The following is a 23044-nucleotide window of genomic DNA, read 5'->3' on the forward strand; positions in this document are numbered from 1 at the left end:
GTTCTACCTGATGTTCCGTGGTCTCATACGGAAATCGCTGCGACGGACAAAAGGATCGCCGATATGGCTACGATGAGGGGTCAGTTGCCTTGTAGCGCACCGGTCGCGCGTAGCGCGCGTTAAGTGGCGCCTCGATGTATTGAATCAGGCGCAACCGATCTTCTCGTTTCCGCGCGAGGAAGCAAACAGTCGAAAAACCGCCAGAGATAAAAGAGCGGGTACGGTTTTGTCCAGCCCATGTACCCTTGCCGATCAGCCACATAACTTCACCAAGAGCACTGCATCGAATAGGCTTAATTTTGACATTCATCCACTCCATGAGCGCCAGCGTCTCACGATAGTAGCTGCAAATGGCCTCCCAGCCGATGATCGGATGGCGCCGCTCTTCGGCGATATAGATGAGATCGGGGTAGCTGTCGTCCCACAGTGCGGTGAGCCGGTCTTGGTCGTGTGTGCGCCACGCCTGGCAAAACTCGGACAAGAGATGATGCCATTCTGTCGGTACACTGATCATCGTTATGCTCCCAGGTAGATTTGTTGCACACGCGGATTCGAGCGCAGTGCTGCGCTGCTGTCCGACAACTTAATCTCGCCGCGTTCGAGCACATAACCGCGTTGAGTGTATTCAAGCGTCAGTGCGGCCAGTTGCTCGACCAGCAGAATGGTCAAACCGGTTGTTCGATGCAGGTGGGCAAAGAGATTGAACATTTCGAGCACGATCTTCGGTGCAAGTCCGAGCGATGGTTCATCGAGCAAGAGCAGGCGAGGTCGGGACATCAAAGCGCGGCCAACAGCAAGCATCTGCTGTTCGCCGCCGCTCAATGTTCCTGCCATTTGCGCACGCCGTTGAGCCAATTTGGGAAACATACTGTAGACGAGATCAAGCGCTTCACGAAATTGGGCCGGTTCGCGCCGCCAAATAAATCCACCCATTTCGAGATTCTCGGCTACCGACAGATCGGGGAAGACATGCCGGCCTTCAGGCACGTGCGCAATGCCAGCGCGCACAATTGAGTGTGGCGCCAAACCATCAATGCGCTTGCCTTCAAAGCGGATAGTCCCCTGCCTCGGTTTGATCAAGCCCGAAATCGTGCGCAGAATCGTACTCTTGCCGGCGCCGTTGCTGCCAATCAGAGTGACAAACTCACCGCGATTGATGTGCAGCGTGATGTCACGCACTGCCACAACCGCGCCATAACCGGCACTGACCATTTCCAGCTCAAGCATAGCGCTCTCCTCTGATCGTTCAAGCATCATTCCACCGGCGCCGGCAGATTCAGGTGCGCCTGTTCAGCGCTTTCACCAAGATATGCCAGAATAACCTCGGGATCGCGTTGCACATCGTGCGGCACGCCATCGGCGATTTTGCTCCCCTCTTCCAAAACAGTGACTCGATCACATATACCCATGACAAACGACATGTTGTGCTCAATGAGCAGAATGGTCAGACCAATTTCACGTAAGCGTAACAGTAATGTCGCCAAAGCCTGAATCTCTTGCGCGACCAGACCGGTAGCCGGTTCATCGAGAATGAGAAGACGCGGACGCATCGCCAGCGCGCGAATGACTTCGAGCATCCGCTGTTGGCCATGCGGTAACTGGCTGGCCAGCAGGTGCGCCTTGTCGGCCATGCCGGCAATCGCAAGCAACTTCAATGCAGCATCGCGTAGAGTCTGCTCGTCCTGACGGTCGGCAGGCAGTTGGAGCAGCGTACCGAAGAAACGCTGGCGTGAGCGCAGATGAAATCCGGCCAGCACGTTGTCAAGCACACTCATATCGCCGAACAGGTGCGGGGTCTGGAACACGCGCACAATCCCAGCAGCAGCCACTTGATGCATCTGCTTCGGCAAAGGCGCCTCTGCGTATCGGATCGTTCCTTGATCGCAACGATGGTACGCCGTCAGGCACCCGACCAGTGTGGATTTTCCAGAACCATTCGGGCCGATCAAGCCGTGGATGGTGCCGGGAGTGATGTCAAGATCAACCCCCTTAAGCGCTTGCAACCCGCCAAACGATTTGACGACGCCGCGCGCGCTGAGTAGTGGGGTGGTATCGGTTACAACCATCTCTTCAAAGCCAATAATCTGGCGAATGACATCGGCATCAAGCAGTCGTTCAGGCGTAGACGGCTCCGTAACCGAGATAGCGCGGGCGGCGCGTCGGGCTTGCCACGCGCGCAGCGTTCCGATCAGACCGGCAGGCAATACCAGCATGGTCAACAACATCACGGCGCCGAAGATCAACTGTTGATAAGCGGCATCGAGTGTATTGCCAATCGCCTGTTGCAATCCGCTGGCAAAGAGGACGCCGATCACCGGTCCGGTAAGGGTTCCGACGCCGCCAATGAAAACGCTGACGAAGAGCAATAATCCGGCGTCGAGACCGGCAATCTCAGGGGCGACAAAACCGGCAAGATGCACGAATAACACGCCGGCGACCCCTGCCAGCGCCGCACTCAAGCTGAAAGCGATCAATTTGTAGCGTAAAGGGGCGACCCCTAAAGCCGCAGCCGCCTCTTCACGCAACTTAAGAGCACGAAAGGCGCGTCCGTAACGCGAATCGACAATATTTGCCAATCCCCAGAGAGCGATGCCCACCATGAACCAGATGAAAAAGAAATATGTCGCCAGGCTCATCGGTTGATCGCCGAATGACGGACGTGGCACACTGTGTAAGCCGAACAGCCCGCCGGTGATCGGCGTCCAAACACGGGCCAGTTCTTGGATAAGCAGAGCAAAGGCCAACGTAATCACAGCGAAATAAAGGTTCGAGGCCCGCAATGTCGTCACTGCCATTAATGCTCCGACCAGCGCGGTAAGGCAGACAGCCACCGGCAGCGAGAGCCAAAACGGCCATCCGGCGCGTGTCACCAACACGGCTGAGGTATACGCGGCAACAGCATACAGTGCACTATGCGCCATTGAAAAGAGACCGGTATATCCCAACGACAGATTGAGCGCTGAAGCGAGCAGAATGGTGACACCGATTGTGGCGCTATAATAGGTCCAGAAGTTGCGCTCGGTTGATGGAAAGATGAGCGGAAAGATCAGCGCCGATCCACAGAGCGCGATGATCCAGATCCGTTCGCGCACATGAGCAAGCATACTGCACACTCCTTCAATGCGCGCCAGGTTTGCCAAACAGTCCGGTTGGCCGGATCAGCAAGACCAGCGCAAGTACGCCGAAGACGATAAAGTTTCCCCACCCTTCAGGGGCTAATGCGCGGACGGAGGTGTCGAGCAGACCAACGATCAGCCCACCAATGACTGCGCCGCGCGGGCTGCCCAGCCCGCCAAGGATGATGGCCACAAACCCTTTAAGCCCAATCAGGATGCCCATGCTGACATTGGCGAAGATCAGCGGCGCGACCAACACGCCGGCGATACCGCTGAGAACGGCGCTGAGAGCAAAGCTGAGCCGGATCATCATCGGCACGGGAATCCCCATTAATCCGGCAATATTGTAGTTGAACGCGGTCGCCCGAATGGCCTTACCAAAGAAGGTTCGCCGGTAGAACACCTCGATCAGGATCAATAATATGACTGCAATCACGAGAATAATAACCTGCTGGTAAGCGACAACTGCCGGTCCGACAAAGAATACGCCGGGTATGAGCGGCGGCACACGATAGTCTTCACGACCGTAGAGCCATTCGGCGCCCATCAGGTTACGGAAGATAATAGCCACTGCCAGAGTGGTGATAATCCAGCTATAGCGGTACGATGAGCGCTGAATCGGCAACATAATCAATCGTTCGCTTACAATACCGACCAGTGCCGATATCAACGCTACTCCTGCCAATGCCAGCACGATCGGCCAGCCCAGCACCACTGTCAGGGTGTAGCCAACCAATGCGCCAATCATCACAAATTCACCCTGCGCGAAGTTGATAATGCGAGTGGTTTGAAAGATGATGTTGAAACCGAGCGCAATCAACGCATAGACGACACCAACAGCAATGCCGCTGGCCAGCGCCTGCCAAAAGACGGTCATATCCGCTCCTGCTCTCTATTGCCCGCTGCGTGCGTCTTGTGCCGATCGGTGTGGCGCACGGTCTGCGGCCTCTGCCGATGGTGCGCCACACCGCCGCATGTGCTGCGTGAACTATCGGTTGATGGTCGTGTAGCGAAACTGGCCATTCGCAAGCTTGCGCCATTGGTAGAAGAAGAGCGATCCCTCACGGTACGCTTCGTGATTGTCTGCCGAAATCGTCAGATCTCCGCCTGATGGCGATTCGTCAGCCGGGATGTTCGTGCGCTCAATCTCGGCCTTTACCGCATCGCTATCAAGAGTTCCGGCACGTTTCACCGCCTCGGACCAGATGTAGATCGCATCCGCCGTTGAAGTAGACATGCCAACCCGGCTGAGATCACGTTGATCCGGTTCCGGAATACTGTTCAACTTCAACACGGAGGCGACGTGACGTGCATAGCCGGCCGGCATCTCGGCTGCCGGCACACCTGCCTGATAGCCGCGGAAGGTGTTGACAAATACAACGCCGTCGAGCGCATCACCGACCAATTGACCAAGCAGGGTGCTCTCAAGCCCGGAGACGCCGATCAGGGTTGCGTTCCATCCGATCTGGCGCGCCGCAATAATGACCTTGGCCGCCTGCGCACTATTGCCGGTGCCGACGACCAACGCATCAGCGCCCAATTCACGCACCTTAAGCACCTGAGTCGTCAGGTCTTGATCGTCATTGCGAAAGAGTTCATGCCCGACATAGGTCATGCCAGCCGCCTTGACCGCATCGGGCAGTAATGCCATATACTCAGCGCCGGTCGCATCATCGAGCACAACCATACCTACCCTGGTTGCCCCAGATGCACCCAGGTAGCGGGCGATCTCAGTCATCTGCAGCTGGATCGACTCGAGCGTGCGAAAGGTGTAGGGGGCATTGTCGAGGGCAGCCATACCCGATACTGTCGGCAGGAATTGGATTGTCTTACTCTGGGTGACGAGGTCTTTCGTCGCCAGTGCGAAAGCAGTCAATGATGGCCCAATGATCATGCTCACTTGCTCGCGCTCGATAAACTCACGCACGATCTCGACCGTCTTGGCCGGATTGAGTTCATCATCGCGGCTGATCAATATCACCGGCCGGCCAAGCAATCCACCCTCCGCATTAATGCGATCAACTTCCGTTTGAGCGCTGGCTTGCATCCATTGCCCAAGGATGCCAAGAGGTCCGCTAAATGGTGACACAAGGCCGATCTTGATCGGTTCACCAGCAGGCTGAGCCGCCGTCGGCGCAGCCGGGGCATTGGTCGGTTGAACCGGCGCGGCGGTCGGCGCCGATGGTGCAGCGGTCGGCGCCGATGGCGCGGCGGTCGGCGCCGATGGCGCGGCGGTCGGTTGGACGCCTGTACCTCGCCCTCCAGCGCAACCGACAATGAGCAGTGTGAGCAGCACCAGCGTAATGACCTTGATTCCGAGACGATTCAGTGCCATGATCATGACTCCTTCTGCCAACTACGATACGAATGACGAGCCTTCAATAGCCTGGCGAACCTGATGATGACCCGGACGGTTGATCCGGCCAGCGGTAGAACGTGTGCAAATGACCATCAGTCCGAAACAGAATCAAGACGCCGGTTTCGGTTGCAAACGGACCATGGGGAATATGGGGCGGGCGCCAAAAGTAGCAACCGGCAACCATGACACCGCGATCGGTGACCATCTCGCCAGAGATGATGAACGCTTCTTCCGCCACCGGATGGATCTCGACACGCGGCTCACGCCACTGAGGAAGCACGCCGAGCAGCCATGTACCGGCGCCGGTATCGGGATCGATGCGCAGTGATTTTCGCATCGCTCCGGGGGGAAAACCGGGAGTGATCGTGTTGCTCCAGGGCGCCGCCGAACTGTCCATCGCGTGAATGAGACCGCGACGGCGTGCACCCGGCGCATCGGTCGCACTGATCGCAAAGCGAGATTCACCATGCGTAAACCAGAGCAGGGTGACGGGTGAACTGGCCTGTAAGCGTCCGTACACCACGCCTGCCGGCAAGAAGCCATAGGTATGGCGCGCAAGCCGATACCCGTTGGATACTAATTCACCCTGCATAATGTAGAATTCAACATCGGCGGTGAAAAACCCTTCCGGCGCTGCCCAACCTGCCGGCAGACTCACGAGCAGCGTTGTCGCACCGGTATCTGGATCGCAACTGAGGGTGCGTGTGCAGGCGCCTGTCGAGCCGAATGGCCACGGTTGCCAGGGAACATCGTCAACGTGAATGAACTCGATATGCGGGCGCATGGCTCATTCCGGTCAAAACGTTACAATGTTACGACATTCCAAAGCGAAATTACTCAACCCGTCGCTCCTTGATCAATGTCCGCTTAAACACTTCACCGTTGCGATACCAATGCCATGTGCGGGTGCGATGCTTGCTATCGTCGCTAATATGAATAATCTCGTACAGATACTGTTCAGGGGCATGGTTATAACTCCACGTCAAGATAATCGTGCGTGGATCAACCTCCCACGCATAGCCGGTGATGCGGGGATGCTCAAACCAGATCTTCTTATCGGCATAGCGCGCATCGTAGCGTGTTACCTCTTCGCGACCATCGGTCCAGCGGTAGGTATTGACCTGGTAGTACGGGTACGGTCCTTCGTCGGGAAAACAGTGTTCAAGCCGGCAGTAATGGCGATCGATCTCATGTCCATCCGCATCAACGTGGATGTAGACGCCTTCCCATACGCCTTCGTGGCGAGCTAATACCGGCATCTCTTGTTTAATCATTACTGCGCCTCCCTTTGAAACCACCATGGATCGTATCCTGAATTGGTATTCACCAGCAGCGCCTGTTTGCGGGCAAACCGGTGCAGTGCTGCTGGACCCATGCGCGAGCCGCCAAGTCCGGAGAACTTGAACGACTGTTTTTCACCGTCGTGAATAAGTGCAGTGAGCGCCGCATCGTTAATGCTGATCGCACCGGCATGCAAACGGGCGGCAATGGCGCGAGCCATGGCGAGGTTGCCGGAGAAAACTGCGGCGCTCAGACCAAAATGGCTGTCATTCGCCAACGCGACTGCCTCATCAGCATCGGCGACCGGCATGACCGGCAAGATCGGAGCAAAGGTCTCTTCGCGCATCACCTTCATCGTATGATTGACGTTCGTGAGCACTGTCGGCAAGCAATAGATGCCGCCACCATACTCAACCAGCGCACCGCCGCACGGCGCAACGGCGCCGTGCGCAAACGCATCGGCAAGATGATCGGCAATGACATCAGCCTGTCGCGCCGAAATGATTGGACCAATCTCGCCGCTTTGCGGTTCGGGAAATGCGAGGCGCAGTCGCCGTGCTTGGTCGGTAAGCGCTTCCACAAACGATGCGAAAACCGGCGCTTCGACATACACCCGCTCTATCGAGAGACACGACTGACCGGCATTAACCATGCCTCCCCACAAGATAGCAGCAGCGGCCCGTTCGATGTCGGCATCAGCCAGGACAATGGCCGGGTCCTTGCCGCCAAGTTCGAGGAAAGCCGGGATAAACCGCTGCGCCGCCGCTTCTGCCACTCGCCGACCGGTTGGTACGCTGCCGGTAAAGCAGACCAGATCAACCAGATCGATCATCGCAGCGCCGGTAGCGCCATCGCCGGCGACATACTGCAAAACGTCGCTTAACGCAGGCACATCAGCGATGGTGCGCTGCAACGGTTCGATAAAACGAGGGGCGATTTCACTGGGCTTAATCAGCGCCGCGCAGCCGGTCAAGAGCGCGGGTAAAGCATCGATCAGGCTCAGTAAGAGAGGAAAGTTCCACGGGCTGATCACTCCCACAAGCGGGTACGGCACAAGGCGGCCTTCCAGACGAATAAACGGAAGAGCGCTGGAGCGACTTTCTCCATAGCGCAGGAGATCGGGAGCCAGCCGTCGCCAGCGTTCGATACTCGACACGACCGACTCGAACTCGAGCACACTTTCGTAATAGCGTCCCGTATCGGCGATCAACGCCGTGATAATGTCGCTGCGATGTGCTGCCAGCGCGCGGCGCCAATCATCAAGAACGGCAACACGGGCATCAATCCCCAGCGCTTCCCATGCCGGTTGCGCATCACGGAGGCGGCGACACACATCTGCTAACTCGTCGCGCCTGGGAGGGAGAAACTGATAATCGTACTGCCCGGTGCGCGGATTACGAACAGAAACAAGCGCCATCAAATTATCCCCTTCTGCGCCAGGCGCTCAATCGTCTCTTGTTGCACACGCAGAAAATGTTGCCGTTCCGCAACACCGGTCAACAACGTATTCGGCGGGTAAAAGCCGGCAGTCGCATAACTGCTGGCATACAGATCAAACCGTTGACGACTCAGCAGGTTGTTCATGCCAGGGCGACGACGGTAGCGCCGGAGCGCGGCAAGATCGATCTCAGCGTGGGCCGCCATGCTCTCGCCCTGGCCGGCTTCGACTAACACGCGCCCTGTGTAATCAACAATCTGCGAACCGCCCTCAACCGAGGCAGCAGGGATTGGAATGCCACTAATACCGGCAGAGTTCGCCGAAATGACATAGGCCAGATTTTCTAACGCGCGCGCTCGTTTGGCGATGTGCTTCGGGGTTAATTCCGGGCTGCTCACTTCCGAAGATGAATGGAGAAATACTTCGGCGCCACGCATCGCAAGACAACGCGCAACTTCGGGGAAGAGAATCTCTTCTGAGGCGATGCAGGCCAACCGCCCGATTGCAGTGTCGGCGACCGGGAAGAGCGCATCAGGACCGTACATTTGGCAAAATCGATCCCACACATCGTGCGGCGTCGGCGCAAACATCGAGTTTAAGCGTCGGTAGCGCAGCACACACTGACCGGAAGGGTCAATGACAAAGCTCACCTGAAAATAGAGACCGGGAAAGTGCGGATCACGTTCATAGCAATTACCGGCAAGAAAGATTTGCAGATCACACGCAATCTGACCAAGTGCAGCATATTCGGGACCATCCGGATCAATCGCGGCTTTTTCCGACCATACAGCGATGCTTTCACCCAACGGAAAGCCGGTCAGGAAATATTCGGGCAAAACCACGAGCCGCACATCATTGCCGATAAAGGCGATACTGGCGCGTATCTGTTCACGCAGCCGCACAATAGTCGCCAACATCTGCTCACGGACAGCCACCCGATTGTTCAGGGCGTTAACAGCATGGCAGGTAACTTGCAGCGCCAGCGCGCGATACGAATCAAACTGGCTCATGCGATGCTCTTCTTGCAATGAGTCATAACCATACGAGAGCGTGAACGATATGAAGTGTGCCGCCACCGCCTGTTTCGGCGGCGCAGCGCAATCGTTGCATCAAGCCTGTTGGTTCATGGTCATTGGGTACGGCTTTAGATGTTATAACATTATAACATCATGATCGATTGTTATGCAAGAGGGCCATTACTCGATGCATCGTTGGCTATCTCCAGCCAATCGCCAATTCCATAGGGATCGACCATCGGTTGTGAGACATGCTCGTGGACAATTTGCCATTGGTTGTCCGGATCGCGATGGAGCACAAACGTAGCGCGCAAGCGCACGGTACGGCTTGTTTCACCAATACAGACGTGTAGATCAAGCAGACCGGCGATGAAGGCGCTATCGCTCCATACCTCACTGAGCGGACCTTCGCTCCATTGCCAATGGGTGATGCGAATTGGCGAGTTCAGATAAGCGCGCCAGCCTGCGGCAACCTGCTCATACCCCCGTGTACTCCAGCGCGGACCCTCTACGAAAACATAGGTCGTTGAGCCAGGACGATACATGGCGGTCACTTCCTCGAGGCAACCGGAGACAATGGCGTCAAAAAACGCGGTAAGGGCTTGTACCGGGTCCATGGCACGCCTACACATCTAAGCCGAAATATTCACGGTAGGCGCAGATCTGGCGACCGCGCACATCAAGTGCAAGAGCGACCCGATTGGTGTATGGCTGACCACGGAGTTTGCCTTCATCACGAAACTCGAAAATATAGGTCGAACCGCTGCCGACAACGCGATCAAGCGTGACCGACAATCCTTCGGAGAAGACCGACGAGACATAGGTAAAGAACTCGCGAGCGCGATCTTTACCGACGTTGAGACCCTTGTACTTGCCACGCGGAAACCAGAAACTAAAATCATCGCTCAGCATCGCAAGGAATGGCTCCCATTGCCCAGAAGCGAGACCGGTGCAGAAGTGCTGGAAAGCGCGCATAGCCACGTTGCGCGGATCGGGTGACAGGGGAGTAAACATGCTCACCCGATTGGCTGCATACGCGCGTTCGCGAATGGCTCTTAACTCTGAATAGCGAGGGTCGGCGAGGTAGCGCTGAAATGCATCGAAGGAGGGATAGCGCAAGAGACTGTTGCGCGGCCATACGTCATGTGCTTGCGGATGTTCGATCCCGGCGCCGGAAGCGATCACCTCGATCCCGTACTCTTCCATCACAGACCGCGATTTTGCCAGATATTCGGTGAAGAGGTCATCAGCGTCGGGATTGAGTCGGCTCTGAACGAACACCAAGAGCGGTTGCTCATCTACCATTGTGCGCTCCTTTGACTTGATCTCTGGCAGAATATGTAATAACATTATAACAAATTAATTGAGCGTGGATTCAGCAATTGCAAAAGGATCGATCAGGCATATGACGAATACTCTTGACCGCGCCTCGCCGGTGCCGCTCTACTTTCAGCTCAAGCAGATCATCATTGAGAAGATTGAGCATAACGAATGGGATCCCGGTCAACCAATCCCCAGCGAACAGGAATTGCAAGATACGTATGGGTTGAGCCGCACGACGGTGCGGCAGGCATTGAGCGAGCTGGTCATCGAGGGACGTTTGGTGCGTCAACGTGGACGAGGCACATTTATCGTCCAGAATAAGTTGACCCACACGCCGCAAAAGCCACAGGGGCTTGTGCGCTTAATGATCGATCGTGGGTTGCGCCCCGGCTGGCGAGTGCTGAGCCTTGAATGGACAACGCCGCCTTACGAGGTGCAGCATCTATTGCAGATCGAACCCGATACCCAAGCCCTGTATATTCGCCGGTTGCGTTTGGCCAGCGACCAACCGATTGGATACCACCAGGTGTGGCTGCCCCCCGGTATCGCCGGACAGATCAATCACGACGCGTTACAAGAGGGGGACTCGCTGGCCTATTTACGACACTTGCCGGCAGTAGCGCGTGGACATACCATCCGTACCATCGAAGCGATTGCTGCTGAGGCCGCCGAAGCTGAATTGCTCGGCATCAGTGAAGGCGAACCATTGCTGTTAATCCAGCGTCTGTTGTGCGACAGCGATGGGATACCGATCGAACTCATGGAAGCGCTCTACTGCGGCAATCAGTTTAAGTATCAAATCATTCTGCCGAATGCAGAATAGCCTTGACGCAGCCGTTAACGACACGCGCTATGACGGTGAACGTACAGACGGAATGTCTCTACTCGTTCTAAGCGACCGGCGCGATAATACTGTCGCCAGCCGTTGATCGTCTCAGTAGCGCCATCGCAAATTTCCACAAAGTGCATACTCTGTTCAGGCGCCGCAAATATCTCTCCTTCCATCAACGCCCCGATCCGCCATACGAAACCGCTGCCATCGCCGCTTATCTGCGCCGTGCGCCCCTCGGAATCAAAGCGTAGCGTCATGTCGCCGGCCGGTGTTGTTTCGGTGATGTACGGCAAACAATACCTGCGCGTGAGCGGCATGGTCGCCATCACCGCGCCATCTGGCGACAGGTGCTGCGTCTGGCCATACCAATCGGTCGCAATAGTTTCGGCTGGTCTATCTGGGAGCACCGGCCAGTCGCTCTGGGCGGCAGTCGGGATGGCTACGCCGACAATGCAAGCAATCGGCGCCGGTCCAACAAAAAAGCGCCCTCCGGTGAGCTGGCGCTCTGGGGTCACGAACAGCGAGAAAGAACGGAACAGCTTGCCAAATCGGGGCCAGCATCCGCGCCCTATCAGGAGTCCATCGCCCCATGTTTCACCGTGTCCGATCACATCAGGACCAAGGTAGCGACGTAATCGCCCATCGATGCTCAGATCAAAGACCCATTCACCGGCAAAATCCGCCATAGGATGCGTATGAAAAGTCGGACCAGGGTCGCACTGCTGAAACACTCGAATCCGCCCCTCAGTGAGGAGCTGCAAGGTGCGACGCTGGCGAACGATGCCAATCGCTTGCCCATCAGACGAGTACACGTACTCGCTGACGAGCCAATCACCGACAAATTGATCTGACGATCCCATGTGCGTGCCATTACGATTACGATGATGGCGTAAATGATAAGAAGCCGTATTCGATGCCGATCCGTTCGCTGCCGCGATACCAATAACGCAATACCGCTTTGGCGCTGCCATCGTGCAGAACGACCTCGCGGAGCCAACACCGCAAGCCGCTGGACAGGATGTGCAAGCAGCCGCTGCGGGCGCGTCCGCCGCTCAGACTGTAGCTGCCGGCCAATGCCTGATCCTGGAGCGACCACGCGAGGTAACCATCGGTGTGCAGATCGCAGCTCACCGGTTCTGGATGAACGATACCGCCGCTCCATACCATGTGCAACCCGTCGGCCCGTGGCTGCACCTGTTCAACAACCTCGCTCGCACCGATCAGTTGCCGAGATTGGTCGCGCGCAGTGAGCGTGCCGCGCCATGTGCCGGCGCGGTGGAGCAGGATGGCGCCGCGACCGGCGGTTGGGTCGGCAGCCAGATCGTGCGATGTCCCACTAACTAACGCCGGTATGAGGGGATGGCCAGCGGTCATCCGCTCATGTTGGCCAACCACTGTATAGAGCATCTGCTCACCACGACTCATCAAAGCCAACGAGAGTTGCGTATTGCCGTCCGGTAAGATGAAAAGCACGAACCGCTGGCTTAGCCCAAGTGCTGGCCAGTAAGCGTTCGCGTCTACGATATTCCTATCAATGACTTCGGCATACCCCACATTAGCCGGCCCAAGGTACCGGCGGTAATCCCCATGGTCGCTGATGGAGTACGTTCCGACGTGTTTGAAGGGACCAATGAAGGCGACATCGATTTGAACACGGTTCTCATCGAGGCGCTGCACATGGCGCATATCGACACCGTTGCCGAGGAAGCGACCCGATCCGTCGAAAACCTCGGCGCTGCCCGACCATTGTCCGATCCCCTGCTGAAAACTCTGCATAGCCCGTTGCTCCTTATGCCGGTATCAGCGTGTACCATTGCTCGGTCAACGGCAATGAAGCAAAGAGCGCCGCGACATCGACGTCGGCCGGCTGTGGCGTCATCAGACGACCGCGACAACACACAGTTACTTGTGCTGTTGCGAAGGGCCAGGGCGCGACAGTAGCGACATCAGATGCGACCGGTGTGACAGTCAGCGTTGTATCACGCACGCCGTTAACCGGAACATGGAGAAACTGTGTTGGCACACGCGCTGCGGCATGCGTTGTCTGAAAAAAGAGGGCCAGGGTGTCGAACAGTTGCAGCAGTTTGTAGGACCAAAACAGCCGACCATCCTCAGCCCATGCCGCAGTAACGGGATTACTGCGCAAGGTCTGCTTCAAACGCTCTTGGCGACGTAATTCAGCGTCAAGCATCGCCTGCACCGCAGGCCGTTGCGCCGGCTCAATCGCATTGATGAAAATCTTATCGGATAGCCCGTAGCGGCCGTTATACAGTCCCCACGAGTGCATGCTTGACAGAATGCCGCAGAAAGGATGATGGCGCTCATTGAAATTCGGTGATTGTTGACTGGTGATCATGAGCCGGTCTAACGGCGTTTTGGTCAGATGATATACGAGGCCGGTGTGCGGATCGCGATCCGGGGCTGCATCGACATCCGCCCATCCTTCATCATGATGAGTAATCGTGTAGACGATCAAATCCCACGGTTCAGGGCGAGCAAATTGTTCATTGCCGAACAGTGCAGCCAATTCGCCCGACATCCGAGCGTGATCGATCTGGGTGACGACAAAGTGAGGCGCACCGGCCGACGCAGTCTGTACAATCATCGGCGCTACTCCTGAATACCATCGACCCGTACAAAATCTTGAATCTGGAACACGACGGTCTGCCCATCACGCACTTTGTGGGTCATGATGCGACGGGTGTTGCGGTCGAGAAAGTAATGATTGTTGTACACCGTGGTGTTTGTGACCGCACTTTCAATGGTAAAAATGTAGTTGTAAGCAGTCAATCGAGCGCCGATGATTTTAACTTGTGGGCTTTCAGCATAACAGGTGAGACCTTCAACCGTGATGTCAGTTTCATAGATCGTTTCACCAACGCCATACAAATTCTCAAAATGCTCGTGGAGATGCCACGTATTCGGTCCGATCCAGTAGACGTTCATATGAACCGCTGAGCTTTCGAGAAAGCGTCCTTGCGGATCAAACGTCTTGCACAAACCCTCCCAGCGTCCCATAAAGCACTGGTAAGGCCGTTCCGATGCTGTGCCATAATCGTACATCCTGCCCTCCTTGTTCCATTTCCAATAAGCCATCGAAACCGGGCGCGCTGACGCATCACGAACAAGCGCCAGCGGTCAAACTCCAGAGCGGCAAGCCGGTGCGCCGATCAGGTTGGCGGATCAGCGCCAGGCCATCGTAACAATGAATGAGCGCTTCGACCGCATGGGCCGTTGCATACGCGACATGACCGCCAATCACGGTGACGCCGTGCAGGTGTTCCGCGTCTTGATAGGCAAGAGTAAGGTGCAGATGGATGTGCGGTGTTTGGTTGTGCAGGCTTATCATGCCACTGCCGCCGATAATTTCAAGGTGACGGCGAAATACAAGCGGCGGCTTTTTTAGCCCGGTGGCAACATCGGTTTCGACAAGCGCAACCTCGCGCAACCCACCGAGCATGTGGACGATTGCTGCGGTGATGTGATGCGTCATTGCAATTTCAGTCAGCGCCTGGTGCAGATCGGCGCCATCGCATAGGACGACCGCCAGGACCCGATGGCGTGGAACTGCCTCTTGATGTGCGACGACCGGCACAATCGGCTCCTTCGTCTATTGACAAGGTGAACACTATGTTGTAATGTTATAACAACTTACCTGAAACGTCAACTCGTCTCACACAACACTACGGAGCGTATGCGTATGCCAGCAATCGGAGAAAAGGCGCCCGACTTTATCGCAACGACACAGAGCGGCGAACCGTTTCAACTCTCTTCGTTACGTGGACAGAAGGTGGTGCTCTTCTTTTACCCCAAAGCCGACACCCCGACATGTACGACAGAAGCATGCAGTTTTCGTGATAGCTATGCCGAAATCCGTGCACGTAGCGCGATTGTGGTCGGGGTCAGTCCAGACACCGTGACGGCGCAGGCGGCATTTCACGATAAGCACCACCTTCCCTACCTCTTAGTCGCCGATGCCGACCATCGAGTGAGTGATCTCTATGGCGTGTGGGGAACACATCAGGTTCGGCGTGAAGACGGCACGGAGGTGACCTACACCGGTGTGTTGCGCACCACGTTCATTATTGATGAACAGGGTGTTGTGCAACGAGTGTTTCCGAATGTGGACGTGCGTGAACATACTGCTGAAGTGTTGTCGGCGCTTGAGCAGTGACACGATGCCGGAGCCGGTATGACATTGCGCCTGCCTGCACAGGTTGATATTATCGAAGTCGGTTTGCGCGACGGCTTGCAAAATGAGGCGATCATCATTCCAACAGCAACTAAGATTGCGCTGATCCATCGGCTGATCGCAGCCGGTGTACGACATATTCAGGTAGCCTCTTTCGTGAATCCCCGACGTGTGCCGCAAATGGCGGATGCGGAATCGTTGTGCGCCGAACTCCCCCGATCACCCGGCGTCATCTATTCAGGTTTGGCGCTCAATGTGCGCGGGGTCGAACGGGCGGGCGCCGCCGGTCTGATGCAGGTTGATATCGGTATTTCAGCCAGTGACACGCACAGTCGGAAAAATGCCGGTCTGAGTCTGACCGAGGCGCTCGAGCAGGTGGCGGCAATGGTGACGGCTGCACGCGCGCATGGTCTTGCCGTGCGAGCCGGTGTGCAGTGCGCATTTGGTTGTGTTTACGAAGGAAATATTCCGCTCGACCGGGTGGTGCGAATGGTTGATTATGTGCTGAGCCTTGGTGTGGATGAGTTAGCGCTGGCCGACTCGACCGGTATGGCAAACCCACGCCAGGTAGCGCACATGCTTGATACGGTGCTGCCGCGTGTGCATGTGCCGGTGACGCTCCATCTCCACGATACGCGCGGTATGGGGTTAGCCAATGTATTAATGGCATTGCAGTACGGCGTTACCCGGTTCGATACGGCTTTCGGCGGTCTTGGCGGTTGCCCGTTCATTGCCGGCGCTGCCGGCAACATTGCAACTGAAGATACGGTCTACATGCTCGAACAGGTGGGGATTGCCACTGCTATCGATTGGCGCAAGGCGGCTGAATGTTCGCGGATCATCAGTGCCTGCCTTGCCCGCGATTTGCCCGGTAAGCTCTATCGATTGCAGTAGTTGCGGCATCGCCGCATACATTGCCGGATAACCATATGGGGCAAACGATTGCAGAAAAGGTTGTGTCGCACCATGCAGGGCGTCAGGTCATGGCGAACGAGATTGCAATTGTTGCGATTGATGGCGCAATGGCAACCGACGCAACCGCTCCATTGGCGATTAAGGCCTTCCGTGAGATGGGTGGGGTTCGTTTGTGGGATCCGTCGCGTGTTGTGTTGGTGATTGACCATGCCGCTCCGGCGCCGAATGAGCAGGTGAGCAATCTTCACGCTCTGATGCGCGCCTTTGGGCGTGAGATGGGATGTGTCTTATATGATGTTGGCGAGGGTATCTGCCATCAGTTGATGGTTGAATATGATCACGTGCGTCCTGGCCAGATCATTCTTGGCGCCGATTCCCATACTCCAACGTATGGGGCGCTTGGCGCGTTTGCTATGGGTGTCGGCTCAACCGATCTGGCAGCCGCATGGTTGACCGGAAAGACGTGGCTCAAGACGCCTGCAAGTATCAAGATTGTGCTGGACGGCACGTTGCGCACCGGTGTGAGCGCGAAGGATCTCGTCTTATTTCTGGTCAGGCAGATTGGCGCTGATGGCGCACGGTATCAGGCGGTTGAGTTCACCGGTTCGGCAATTCGCTCATTGAGCCTCGCTTCGCGAATGACGCTGGCCAATATGACTGCTGAAATGGGGGCGCTGACGGCATTTGTCGACCTGCAAGGATTAGACTTGCCATACCGATTCGATCCAATTCACCCCGATCCGGATGCGGTCTATAGTGTTGTCTATTCATTCAACGTGGACCATCTGCTCCCACAAGTGGCTATTCCGCATGCGCCCAGCAATGTGGTTCCCATCGATGAAGTAGCGGGTACGCCGATCCAGATGGCATTCATCGGTTCTTGCACCAACAGTCGTCTCGAAGATCTGCGCGCAGCAGCAGCGGTATTACAAGGGCGCAAACTCGCCCCCGGCGTGCGCCTCATTATCGCGCCTGCATCACGGCAAGTCTTCATGATGGCGCTGCAAGACGGCACTATTGCCACTCTCACCGAATCGGGCGCAACCTTCATCACCGCCGGGTGTGGTCCTTGCGTCGGTACCCATCAGGGGATTCCCGGTAATGGCGAGAATGTCATCACCAGCACGAATCGCAACTTCCGGGGACGTATGGGTAATCCGCACGCCAGCATTTATCTCGCGTCGCCGGCAGTTGTGGCAGCTTCGGCACTGCGCGGCGTCATTACCGATCCTGCTGACGTACTCTGAGGAGGCTCAATGAGCGTCTTTCGCGGCATCGCCCACGTCTATGGCGATAACATCGATACTGATCGCATTATTCCCGGCAAATACACCAAGACGCTCGATGCGCAGACGCTGGCAGCGCATGTGCTCGAGGACCTTGATCCCAACTTCGCCAGCCGAGTGCGTCCGGGTGATGTGTTCGTCGCCGGCTATCATTTTGGCGCCGGCAGTTCCCGAGAACAGGCGGCAATCGCTCTGAAAGTTGCCGGGATCAGTGTGGTGATTGCTCGTTCCTTTGCCGGTATCTTTTATCGCAATGCGATCAATATCGGGTTACCTTTGGTCGAAGCGCCTGATCACGCTATTCTGGACGGCCATTGTGTATGGGTTGATCTTGAGCAAGGTCTGGTGGTTGATGAAACCTCCGGTTGCGTCTATCGTAGCGCCAGAATGCCGCCGGTGATGGTGGCGATTTTGCGCGCAGGCGGGTTGGTCAACTATCTACGTCAATATGGCGATTACGAGATGGAATGCGCAGCGACTTAACGGCGACAAGGCATCATTGCCAGCGGTAACACAAGCAAAGGAGCTGTCTGTGAATCAAGGCGTACAGTTTTTGCGCGGTGTTCGTGTGATTGAATTGTCCCACGCCGTGCTTGGCCCAGCGTGCGGTCTGGTGCTCGCCGAATTAGGCGCAACAGTGACACGGGTTGAGCGTGCTCCTGATGGCGACGATACGCGCCGGCTCAAAGGCTTCGGAATGGGGTATTTTCCTTTCTTTAATCGCGGTAAGCGCAGTGTTGCAATCGATCTCAAAACTGCCGCCGGTCTTGACATTGTGAAGCGCATGGTCGCTCAAGCCGATGTCATCATCGAAAATTTTAGCCCCGGCGTTATGGAGCGACTGGGACTCGCCTATCGCGATGTCGCTACGATAAATCCACGTCTGATCTACTGTTCGCTCAAAGGATTTTTGCCGGGTCCCTACGAGAAGCGGCTTGCGCTCGATGAGGTGGTGCAGATGATGTCCGGCCTCGCCTACATGACTGGTCCGCCGGGCCAACCGCTGCGCGCCGGCGCTTCGGTTATTGATATTATGAGTGGCTTATTTGGCGCGCTAGGAGTGATCACAGCGCTGCACGAGCGTGCTCAGGATGGACGTGGCCGTTTGGTGCAGAGTGGTCTGTTTGAAACTGCCGCCTTCGTGATGGGACATCATATGGCCTACGCCGCGCTTACTAAAACGCCGGTTCCACCAATGCCGGCCCGCGTCAGTGCATGGTCTGTTTACCGCACCTTCACCAGCGCCGATGGACAACAGATTTTCATCGGTATTACCAGCGATAAACATTGGCGACAGTTTTGCATGGCGTTTGGTCGCGAGGACTTGTTGGACGATCCGCGCTTAGCCACGAATAACCAACGCATCAATGAGCGTGAGCGGTTATTGCCGCTGCTCGAGCAGTTCTTCGTGTCATTGTCAAGTGACGAGATTCTACGCCGTTGTGAACAGGCAGGGATACCTTTTGCACCAGTAGCGCGACCGGAAGACCTCTTCACCGATCCGCACTTGTTGCAGAGCAATATCCTCGTTGAAGTCGAATTGCCCGGCAGCGTCCATACCCGGCTGCCCCGTTTGCCCATGCTGCTCGATGGCAATCATTGCCATTCAGATCAATCGTTGCCGCCGGTTGGCGCCCATACCGGCGAGGTGTTGGCTGAGTTGGGATACACGGATGCTGAAATGGCGGCATTGAGTCGGGCCGGTGTGATTGTGATGACTAATGGCGGTTCATAGCGATAGTTTGCCAATGAAGGAGAGACTAAATATGTTCGATACGATCATTAAGAAGGTTCGTGTCGTTCGTCCCAATAGTAATGAAACGCCATTGCTCGACATCGGCATCAAGGATGGCATGTTTGCGGCTGTTGAGCGCTATCTTGATCCGGCCGAAGCGTATACGGTTGTTGATGGGAACGAATGGCTGGCCTTCCCCGGTGCAATTGACTCGCACACCCACATCGGCATTTATCAGCATCCCAGTATCGACGCTCCGACCGAATCGGCCGCTGCGGTGTCGGGTGGTGTGACAACCTTGCTCACCTATGTGCGCACCGGCAGTCTCTATCTGAACCGGTCCGGTCCGTGCGGCGATTTTATGGACGAGTTGCTGCACGTCTCTTCTGGACGTTTTTACTGCGATTACGGCTATCACGTGTCGCCGATCAGCAGCGATCACATTGCCGAAATGGAGCGTATCGTATGCGCATACGGCGCGCCGAATTTCGGCGAGGTGTTTATGTTCTATGGTCTGCACGGACTCCATGGCCGCTCTGATACGCAGGCGCAGTGGTTGATGCTCAAAGAGGGCGATCATTACGATCTGGCCCACTTCGACTGTATTTGCCGTGAGGCGGCACGGTTGCAACGCGCGTATCCAGAATTGGCGCCGCTTATTCAGGTTAGTTTTCACTGCGAGACACCGGAGATTCTGCGCGCTTATGAGAAGAAGATTCGCCATGAGGACCATCTCCAGGGTTTGGCTGCGTATAGCGCAGCCCGACCGCCGCATTCGGAAGCGATTGCGATCAGTATCGTCGGCGCTATGGCGCATGCTGCCGGTTTGCGTCACGTAAACATTCTGCATATCAGTTCGCGCGAGGCGATGGAAGCAACCCTGCGCTGCCGGAGCGCCTACCCGGATGTGGACTTTGGGATCGAGGTTACGGCAGGACATCTTTTGCTCGACACCGATTGTCCAATGGGGGTTTGGGCAAAAGTAAATCCGCCCATTCGCCCACGGGAAGATGTCGAATATCTCTGGGAGAAAGTGTTGGATGGGACGGTGCAGTGGGTCGTGACCGACCACGCTAATTGCCCGCGTGATATGAAAGTGGCGGCAACCGATCCCGGCAATATCTGGCTGGCCAAAGCGGGTTTTGGTGGCAGCGAATATCTGTTGCCGGCTCTGTATAGTGAAGGGGTCCGGCGCGGCCTGTCGCCCAATCGCGTTGCTGCGCTGGTTTCCGGCAATCCGGCACGGCGGTTTGGATTGAGCCGCAAAGGCGATATAGCCGCAGGGTATGATGCTGATCTTGCTCTGCTCGATCCATCTGAGCGCTGGACGATCCATGCCGCCAACTCGTTCTCGGCGCAGGGCTATACCCCCTTCGAGGGCATTGAGTTGACCGGTCGTGTAAAGTATACCTTCGTGCGCGGACAGACAGTGTTTGCCAATGGTCAGATTGTGGGGGCGCCGGAGGGCCGGTATCTCCATCGGCCCATGCGGGGGTAGCCATTCGTTCATCTGCTTGTGCGAACTCGATGCTTTCTGCACGACAACCCCTGCGAAATTGACACAACTTTCGGCATACAATTCTACCAATGACGATTGAAGATGCCGCATGCGTGTCATTCCGAGCGCAGCGACTTGTCATTCCGAGCGCAGCGACTGGTCATTCCGAGCGCAGCGACTGGTCATTCCGAGCGCAGCGACTGGTCATTCCGAGCGCAGCGACTGGTCATTCCGAGCGCAGCGACTGGTCATTCCGAGCGCAGCGAGGAATCTAAGCGGGTCGCGCAAGACCCCTCGCTCTGATCGGGGTGACCATGCCGGATGGTCACAGGGAATTGGTATCGTTGGCAAAAGCGCTGGCGTTTGCGACCGGCAACCGCTGAAGCCCGATGCTCCGGCGCCTGTGCACTGAACCAGACCGAAGCAGGCGTACATCACGGAACATAGATGAATATTCCTATCAATTCCACCACCTGGAAGCGTCACCGCCGGCTGCTCCTCACTGCACCGCTGGCGCTCGCCGCAGCCGCCGCTGAGTTCTGGGCAGTGCGCGCGCCACGATCCCTGCACCTGCCGCCGCAACAACGGGTTGTGACGATTAACCCGAAGATCGGCATTCATACGCGCCTCACTGGCATCGGCGACGAGGGGTATATCCGGCGCACGCTCGAACAGGTGCGTGAGATGGGCGCGCGCTGGATCGTTGATCTCTTCCCTTGGGCATATGTGCAGCCGCGCTCGCGCTTCGGGTTCGACTGGACCGGCGCCGATCTGGTGGTGCGCCATGCGGCGCGTCAAGGGTTGCAGGTGATCGCCCGGCTCGACATTGTGCCGCAGTGGGCGCGCCCGCGCGACTCGAATGACCGCTACCTCGACGAGGCGCACTATGCTGATTTTGCCGCATATGCGGCGGCATTCCTTCGGCGCTACCGCGCCGATGGCGTGCGCCACATCATCATCTGGAACGAACCAAACCTGGCATTTGAGTGGGGACGACGGACACCCGATCCGGCCGGCTACGCCGCGTTGCTGAAGGCCGTTTACCCGCGCGTCAAATCTGCTGTGCCCGATGCCGTTGTCATTGCCGGAGCGCTCTCACCCGGCGGCGATCTTGGCGACAATGCCGAGGTGCGAATGGGCGATCTGCGCTACATCACCGAATTGTACGCCGCCGGCGCTGCACCCTGGTTCGATGCCTGGGCTGTCCACAACTATGGCGCGCAGCAACCGCACGATGCGCCGCCAGCGCCGGAGGAGGTCAATTTCCGGCGCGTTGAACTCATCCACGACCTGCTCACCTATCTGGGGGACGGACGCAAACCGATCTTCATTACCGAAGGGGGGTGGAACGACCACCCGCGCTGGTCAGCGGCGGTGCGCCCGTCGCAACGGGTGCGCTGGACGATTGGCGCGTACCGGATGGCGCTGGAATGGACCTGGCTGGAAGCAATGTGCCTCTGGCAGTTCAGCACCCCGTGGCAGGCGCGCACCTATCAGGATAACTGGAACTTTGTTGCGGCTGATGGAACGCCGAAGGCGATCTATTGGGCAGTGCGCGACTATGCCGTGCCGATAGATCTGCGGCAATGAACATGCGTGCCAGATCGCGGTAAACCGCAGCGCGCCGCACATAATCGCGGGCGGTGGGGTTGGCGGCGATATCTTCGGGCGCGACGATCCCCTGATTGTGCCAGGCAGCGAGTGCCTGCCACGTAACCGGGACGCCTTCGTGACGCGCGCGATATACGCCACGCTCAAGATTGGCTGCCAGATATTCGACCGCCAGCGTGGGCTGAATCAGTTCGCGGTTGATGGCGGCGTACAATTCTGTCTGCGCGCGATAGCGCGCCGGATCGATCCGACTTCCCGCAACATGCAGGGTGATGATGAGCGGTTCGTGTGAGCCTTTGACCGGCAGTTCGTCGCGCAGCATTTCGAGCGCCACCGAAGGGCGAATGTTGCTGGGCCAGACGGTCAGGTTGGCGCCGAAGGCGTTGAGCGTCATCTGCGCCGCTTGATACCACGGCGTTAGCGGGCGCAATGGCGGAACCGC

General features: G+C 56.9%; 24 protein-coding genes. 8 read left to right on the forward strand and 16 right to left on the reverse strand.

Features of this window, described 5'->3' with window-relative positions; translation table 11 throughout:
- Positions 1-67: 67 nt before the first annotated feature.
- From RCAS_RS18080 to RCAS_RS24180, 11 genes are all read right to left on the reverse strand, one after another.
- Entirely contained in the window at positions 68-514 is a 447-nt protein-coding gene (locus RCAS_RS18080) for a nuclear transport factor 2 family protein (protein WP_012121970.1), read from the reverse strand.
- Between the two features lie 2 nt (positions 515-516).
- Positions 517-1227 (reverse strand): ABC transporter ATP-binding protein, encoded by a 711-nt coding sequence (locus tag RCAS_RS18085; protein WP_012121971.1) that lies wholly within the window; start codon positions 1225-1227, stop codon positions 517-519.
- Positions 1228-1253: 26 nt separating this feature from the next.
- Complete coding sequence (locus tag RCAS_RS18090) at positions 1254-3104, reverse strand: branched-chain amino acid ABC transporter ATP-binding protein/permease (protein WP_012121972.1); 1851 nt, start codon at positions 3102-3104, stop codon at positions 1254-1256.
- A 13-nt stretch (positions 3105-3117) separates the two neighbouring features.
- Positions 3118-3993, reverse strand: a complete 876-nt coding sequence (locus tag RCAS_RS18095; protein ID WP_012121973.1) for a branched-chain amino acid ABC transporter permease — start codon at positions 3991-3993, stop codon at positions 3118-3120.
- 111 nt (positions 3994-4104) lie between these two features.
- On the reverse strand, positions 4105-5451 hold the full coding sequence (locus RCAS_RS18100) for an ABC transporter substrate-binding protein (RefSeq protein ID WP_012121974.1): 1347 nt from the start codon (positions 5449-5451) through the stop codon (positions 4105-4107).
- Between the two features lie 43 nt (positions 5452-5494).
- Positions 5495-6259, reverse strand: a complete 765-nt coding sequence (locus tag RCAS_RS18110; protein WP_012121975.1) for a DUF4437 domain-containing protein — start codon at positions 6257-6259, stop codon at positions 5495-5497.
- A 49-nt stretch (positions 6260-6308) separates the two neighbouring features.
- Complete coding sequence (locus RCAS_RS18115) at positions 6309-6749, reverse strand: hypothetical protein (protein ID WP_012121976.1); 441 nt, start codon at positions 6747-6749, stop codon at positions 6309-6311.
- Positions 6749-8173: an aldehyde dehydrogenase family protein gene (locus RCAS_RS18120; RefSeq protein WP_012121977.1), complete on the reverse strand. Its 1425-nt coding sequence runs from the start codon at positions 8171-8173 to the stop codon at positions 6749-6751. Before RCAS_RS18120 ends, RCAS_RS18115 begins: the two co-directional genes overlap by 1 nt.
- A complete protein-coding gene (locus RCAS_RS18125) occupies positions 8173-9204 on the reverse strand; it encodes a nitrilase-related carbon-nitrogen hydrolase (RefSeq protein ID WP_041331056.1) in 1032 nt (343 codons plus the stop codon). Before RCAS_RS18125 ends, RCAS_RS18120 begins: the two co-directional genes overlap by 1 nt.
- A 170-nt stretch (positions 9205-9374) precedes the next feature.
- Positions 9375-9827, reverse strand: a complete 453-nt coding sequence (locus RCAS_RS18130) for a YybH family protein (RefSeq protein ID WP_198135954.1) — start codon at positions 9825-9827, stop codon at positions 9375-9377.
- Between the two features lie 7 nt (positions 9828-9834).
- Entirely contained in the window at positions 9835-10515 is a 681-nt protein-coding gene (locus tag RCAS_RS24180) for a nuclear transport factor 2 family protein (RefSeq protein ID WP_012121980.1), read from the reverse strand.
- A gap of 100 nt (positions 10516-10615) precedes the next feature.
- On the opposite strand from RCAS_RS24180, the gene RCAS_RS18140 reads away from it, so the two are divergent.
- On the forward strand, positions 10616-11356 hold the full coding sequence (locus RCAS_RS18140) for a GntR family transcriptional regulator (RefSeq protein ID WP_012121981.1): 741 nt from the start codon (positions 10616-10618) through the stop codon (positions 11354-11356).
- A gap of 14 nt (positions 11357-11370) precedes the next feature.
- Here the strand turns inward: RCAS_RS18140 and RCAS_RS18145 are convergent, their stop codons facing one another.
- Genes RCAS_RS18145 through RCAS_RS18165 form a run of 5 tightly spaced genes read right to left on the reverse strand, consistent with a single transcriptional unit; the run spans position 11371 to position 14960 of the window.
- A complete protein-coding gene (locus tag RCAS_RS18145) occupies positions 11371-12225 on the reverse strand; it encodes a hypothetical protein (protein ID WP_012121982.1) in 855 nt (284 codons plus the stop codon).
- Positions 12226-12241: 16 nt separating this feature from the next.
- A complete protein-coding gene (locus RCAS_RS18150; protein WP_012121983.1) occupies positions 12242-13141 on the reverse strand; it encodes a hypothetical protein in 900 nt (299 codons plus the stop codon).
- Positions 13142-13154: 13 nt separating this feature from the next.
- A complete protein-coding gene (locus tag RCAS_RS18155; RefSeq protein ID WP_012121984.1) occupies positions 13155-13970 on the reverse strand; it encodes a DUF3891 family protein in 816 nt (271 codons plus the stop codon).
- Positions 13971-13975: 5 nt separating this feature from the next.
- On the reverse strand, positions 13976-14428 hold the full coding sequence (locus tag RCAS_RS18160; protein WP_012121985.1) for a hypothetical protein: 453 nt from the start codon (positions 14426-14428) through the stop codon (positions 13976-13978).
- A gap of 55 nt (positions 14429-14483) precedes the next feature.
- On the reverse strand, positions 14484-14960 hold the full coding sequence (locus tag RCAS_RS18165; RefSeq protein WP_012121986.1) for a PPC domain-containing DNA-binding protein: 477 nt from the start codon (positions 14958-14960) through the stop codon (positions 14484-14486).
- A gap of 105 nt (positions 14961-15065) precedes the next feature.
- Here RCAS_RS18165 and RCAS_RS18170 point away from each other — a divergent pair, with 105 nt between their 5' ends.
- The 7 genes from RCAS_RS18170 (at position 15066) to RCAS_RS18200 (ending at position 22581) form a co-directional block, all read left to right on the forward strand.
- Complete coding sequence (locus tag RCAS_RS18170) at positions 15066-15539, forward strand: peroxiredoxin (RefSeq protein ID WP_012121987.1); 474 nt, start codon at positions 15066-15068, stop codon at positions 15537-15539.
- An 18-nt stretch (positions 15540-15557) separates the two neighbouring features.
- Positions 15558-16451 carry a hydroxymethylglutaryl-CoA lyase gene (locus RCAS_RS18175; RefSeq protein ID WP_012121988.1) on the forward strand — a complete coding sequence of 298 codons (894 nt, stop codon included), beginning with the start codon at positions 15558-15560 and terminating at the stop codon, positions 16449-16451.
- Positions 16452-16486: 35 nt separating this feature from the next.
- Complete coding sequence (locus RCAS_RS18180; RefSeq protein WP_012121989.1) at positions 16487-17719, forward strand: 3-isopropylmalate dehydratase large subunit; 1233 nt, start codon at positions 16487-16489, stop codon at positions 17717-17719.
- 9 nt (positions 17720-17728) lie between these two features.
- A complete protein-coding gene (locus tag RCAS_RS18185) occupies positions 17729-18241 on the forward strand; it encodes a 3-isopropylmalate dehydratase small subunit (RefSeq protein ID WP_012121990.1) in 513 nt (170 codons plus the stop codon).
- A gap of 49 nt (positions 18242-18290) precedes the next feature.
- A complete protein-coding gene (locus RCAS_RS18190) occupies positions 18291-19493 on the forward strand; it encodes a CaiB/BaiF CoA transferase family protein (RefSeq protein WP_012121991.1) in 1203 nt (400 codons plus the stop codon).
- A 31-nt stretch (positions 19494-19524) separates the two neighbouring features.
- Positions 19525-20991: a dihydroorotase gene (locus RCAS_RS18195; RefSeq protein ID WP_012121992.1), complete on the forward strand. Its 1467-nt coding sequence runs from the start codon at positions 19525-19527 to the stop codon at positions 20989-20991.
- A 447-nt stretch (positions 20992-21438) separates the two neighbouring features.
- Positions 21439-22581, forward strand: a complete 1143-nt coding sequence (locus RCAS_RS18200; protein WP_012121993.1) for a glycoside hydrolase 5 family protein — start codon at positions 21439-21441, stop codon at positions 22579-22581.
- Positions 22582-23044: the final 463 nt, after the last annotated feature.

Origin of the sequence: Roseiflexus castenholzii DSM 13941, from assembly GCF_000017805.1 — a bacterium.
GTDB classification, from domain to species: domain Bacteria; phylum Chloroflexota; class Chloroflexia; order Chloroflexales; family Roseiflexaceae; genus Roseiflexus; species Roseiflexus castenholzii.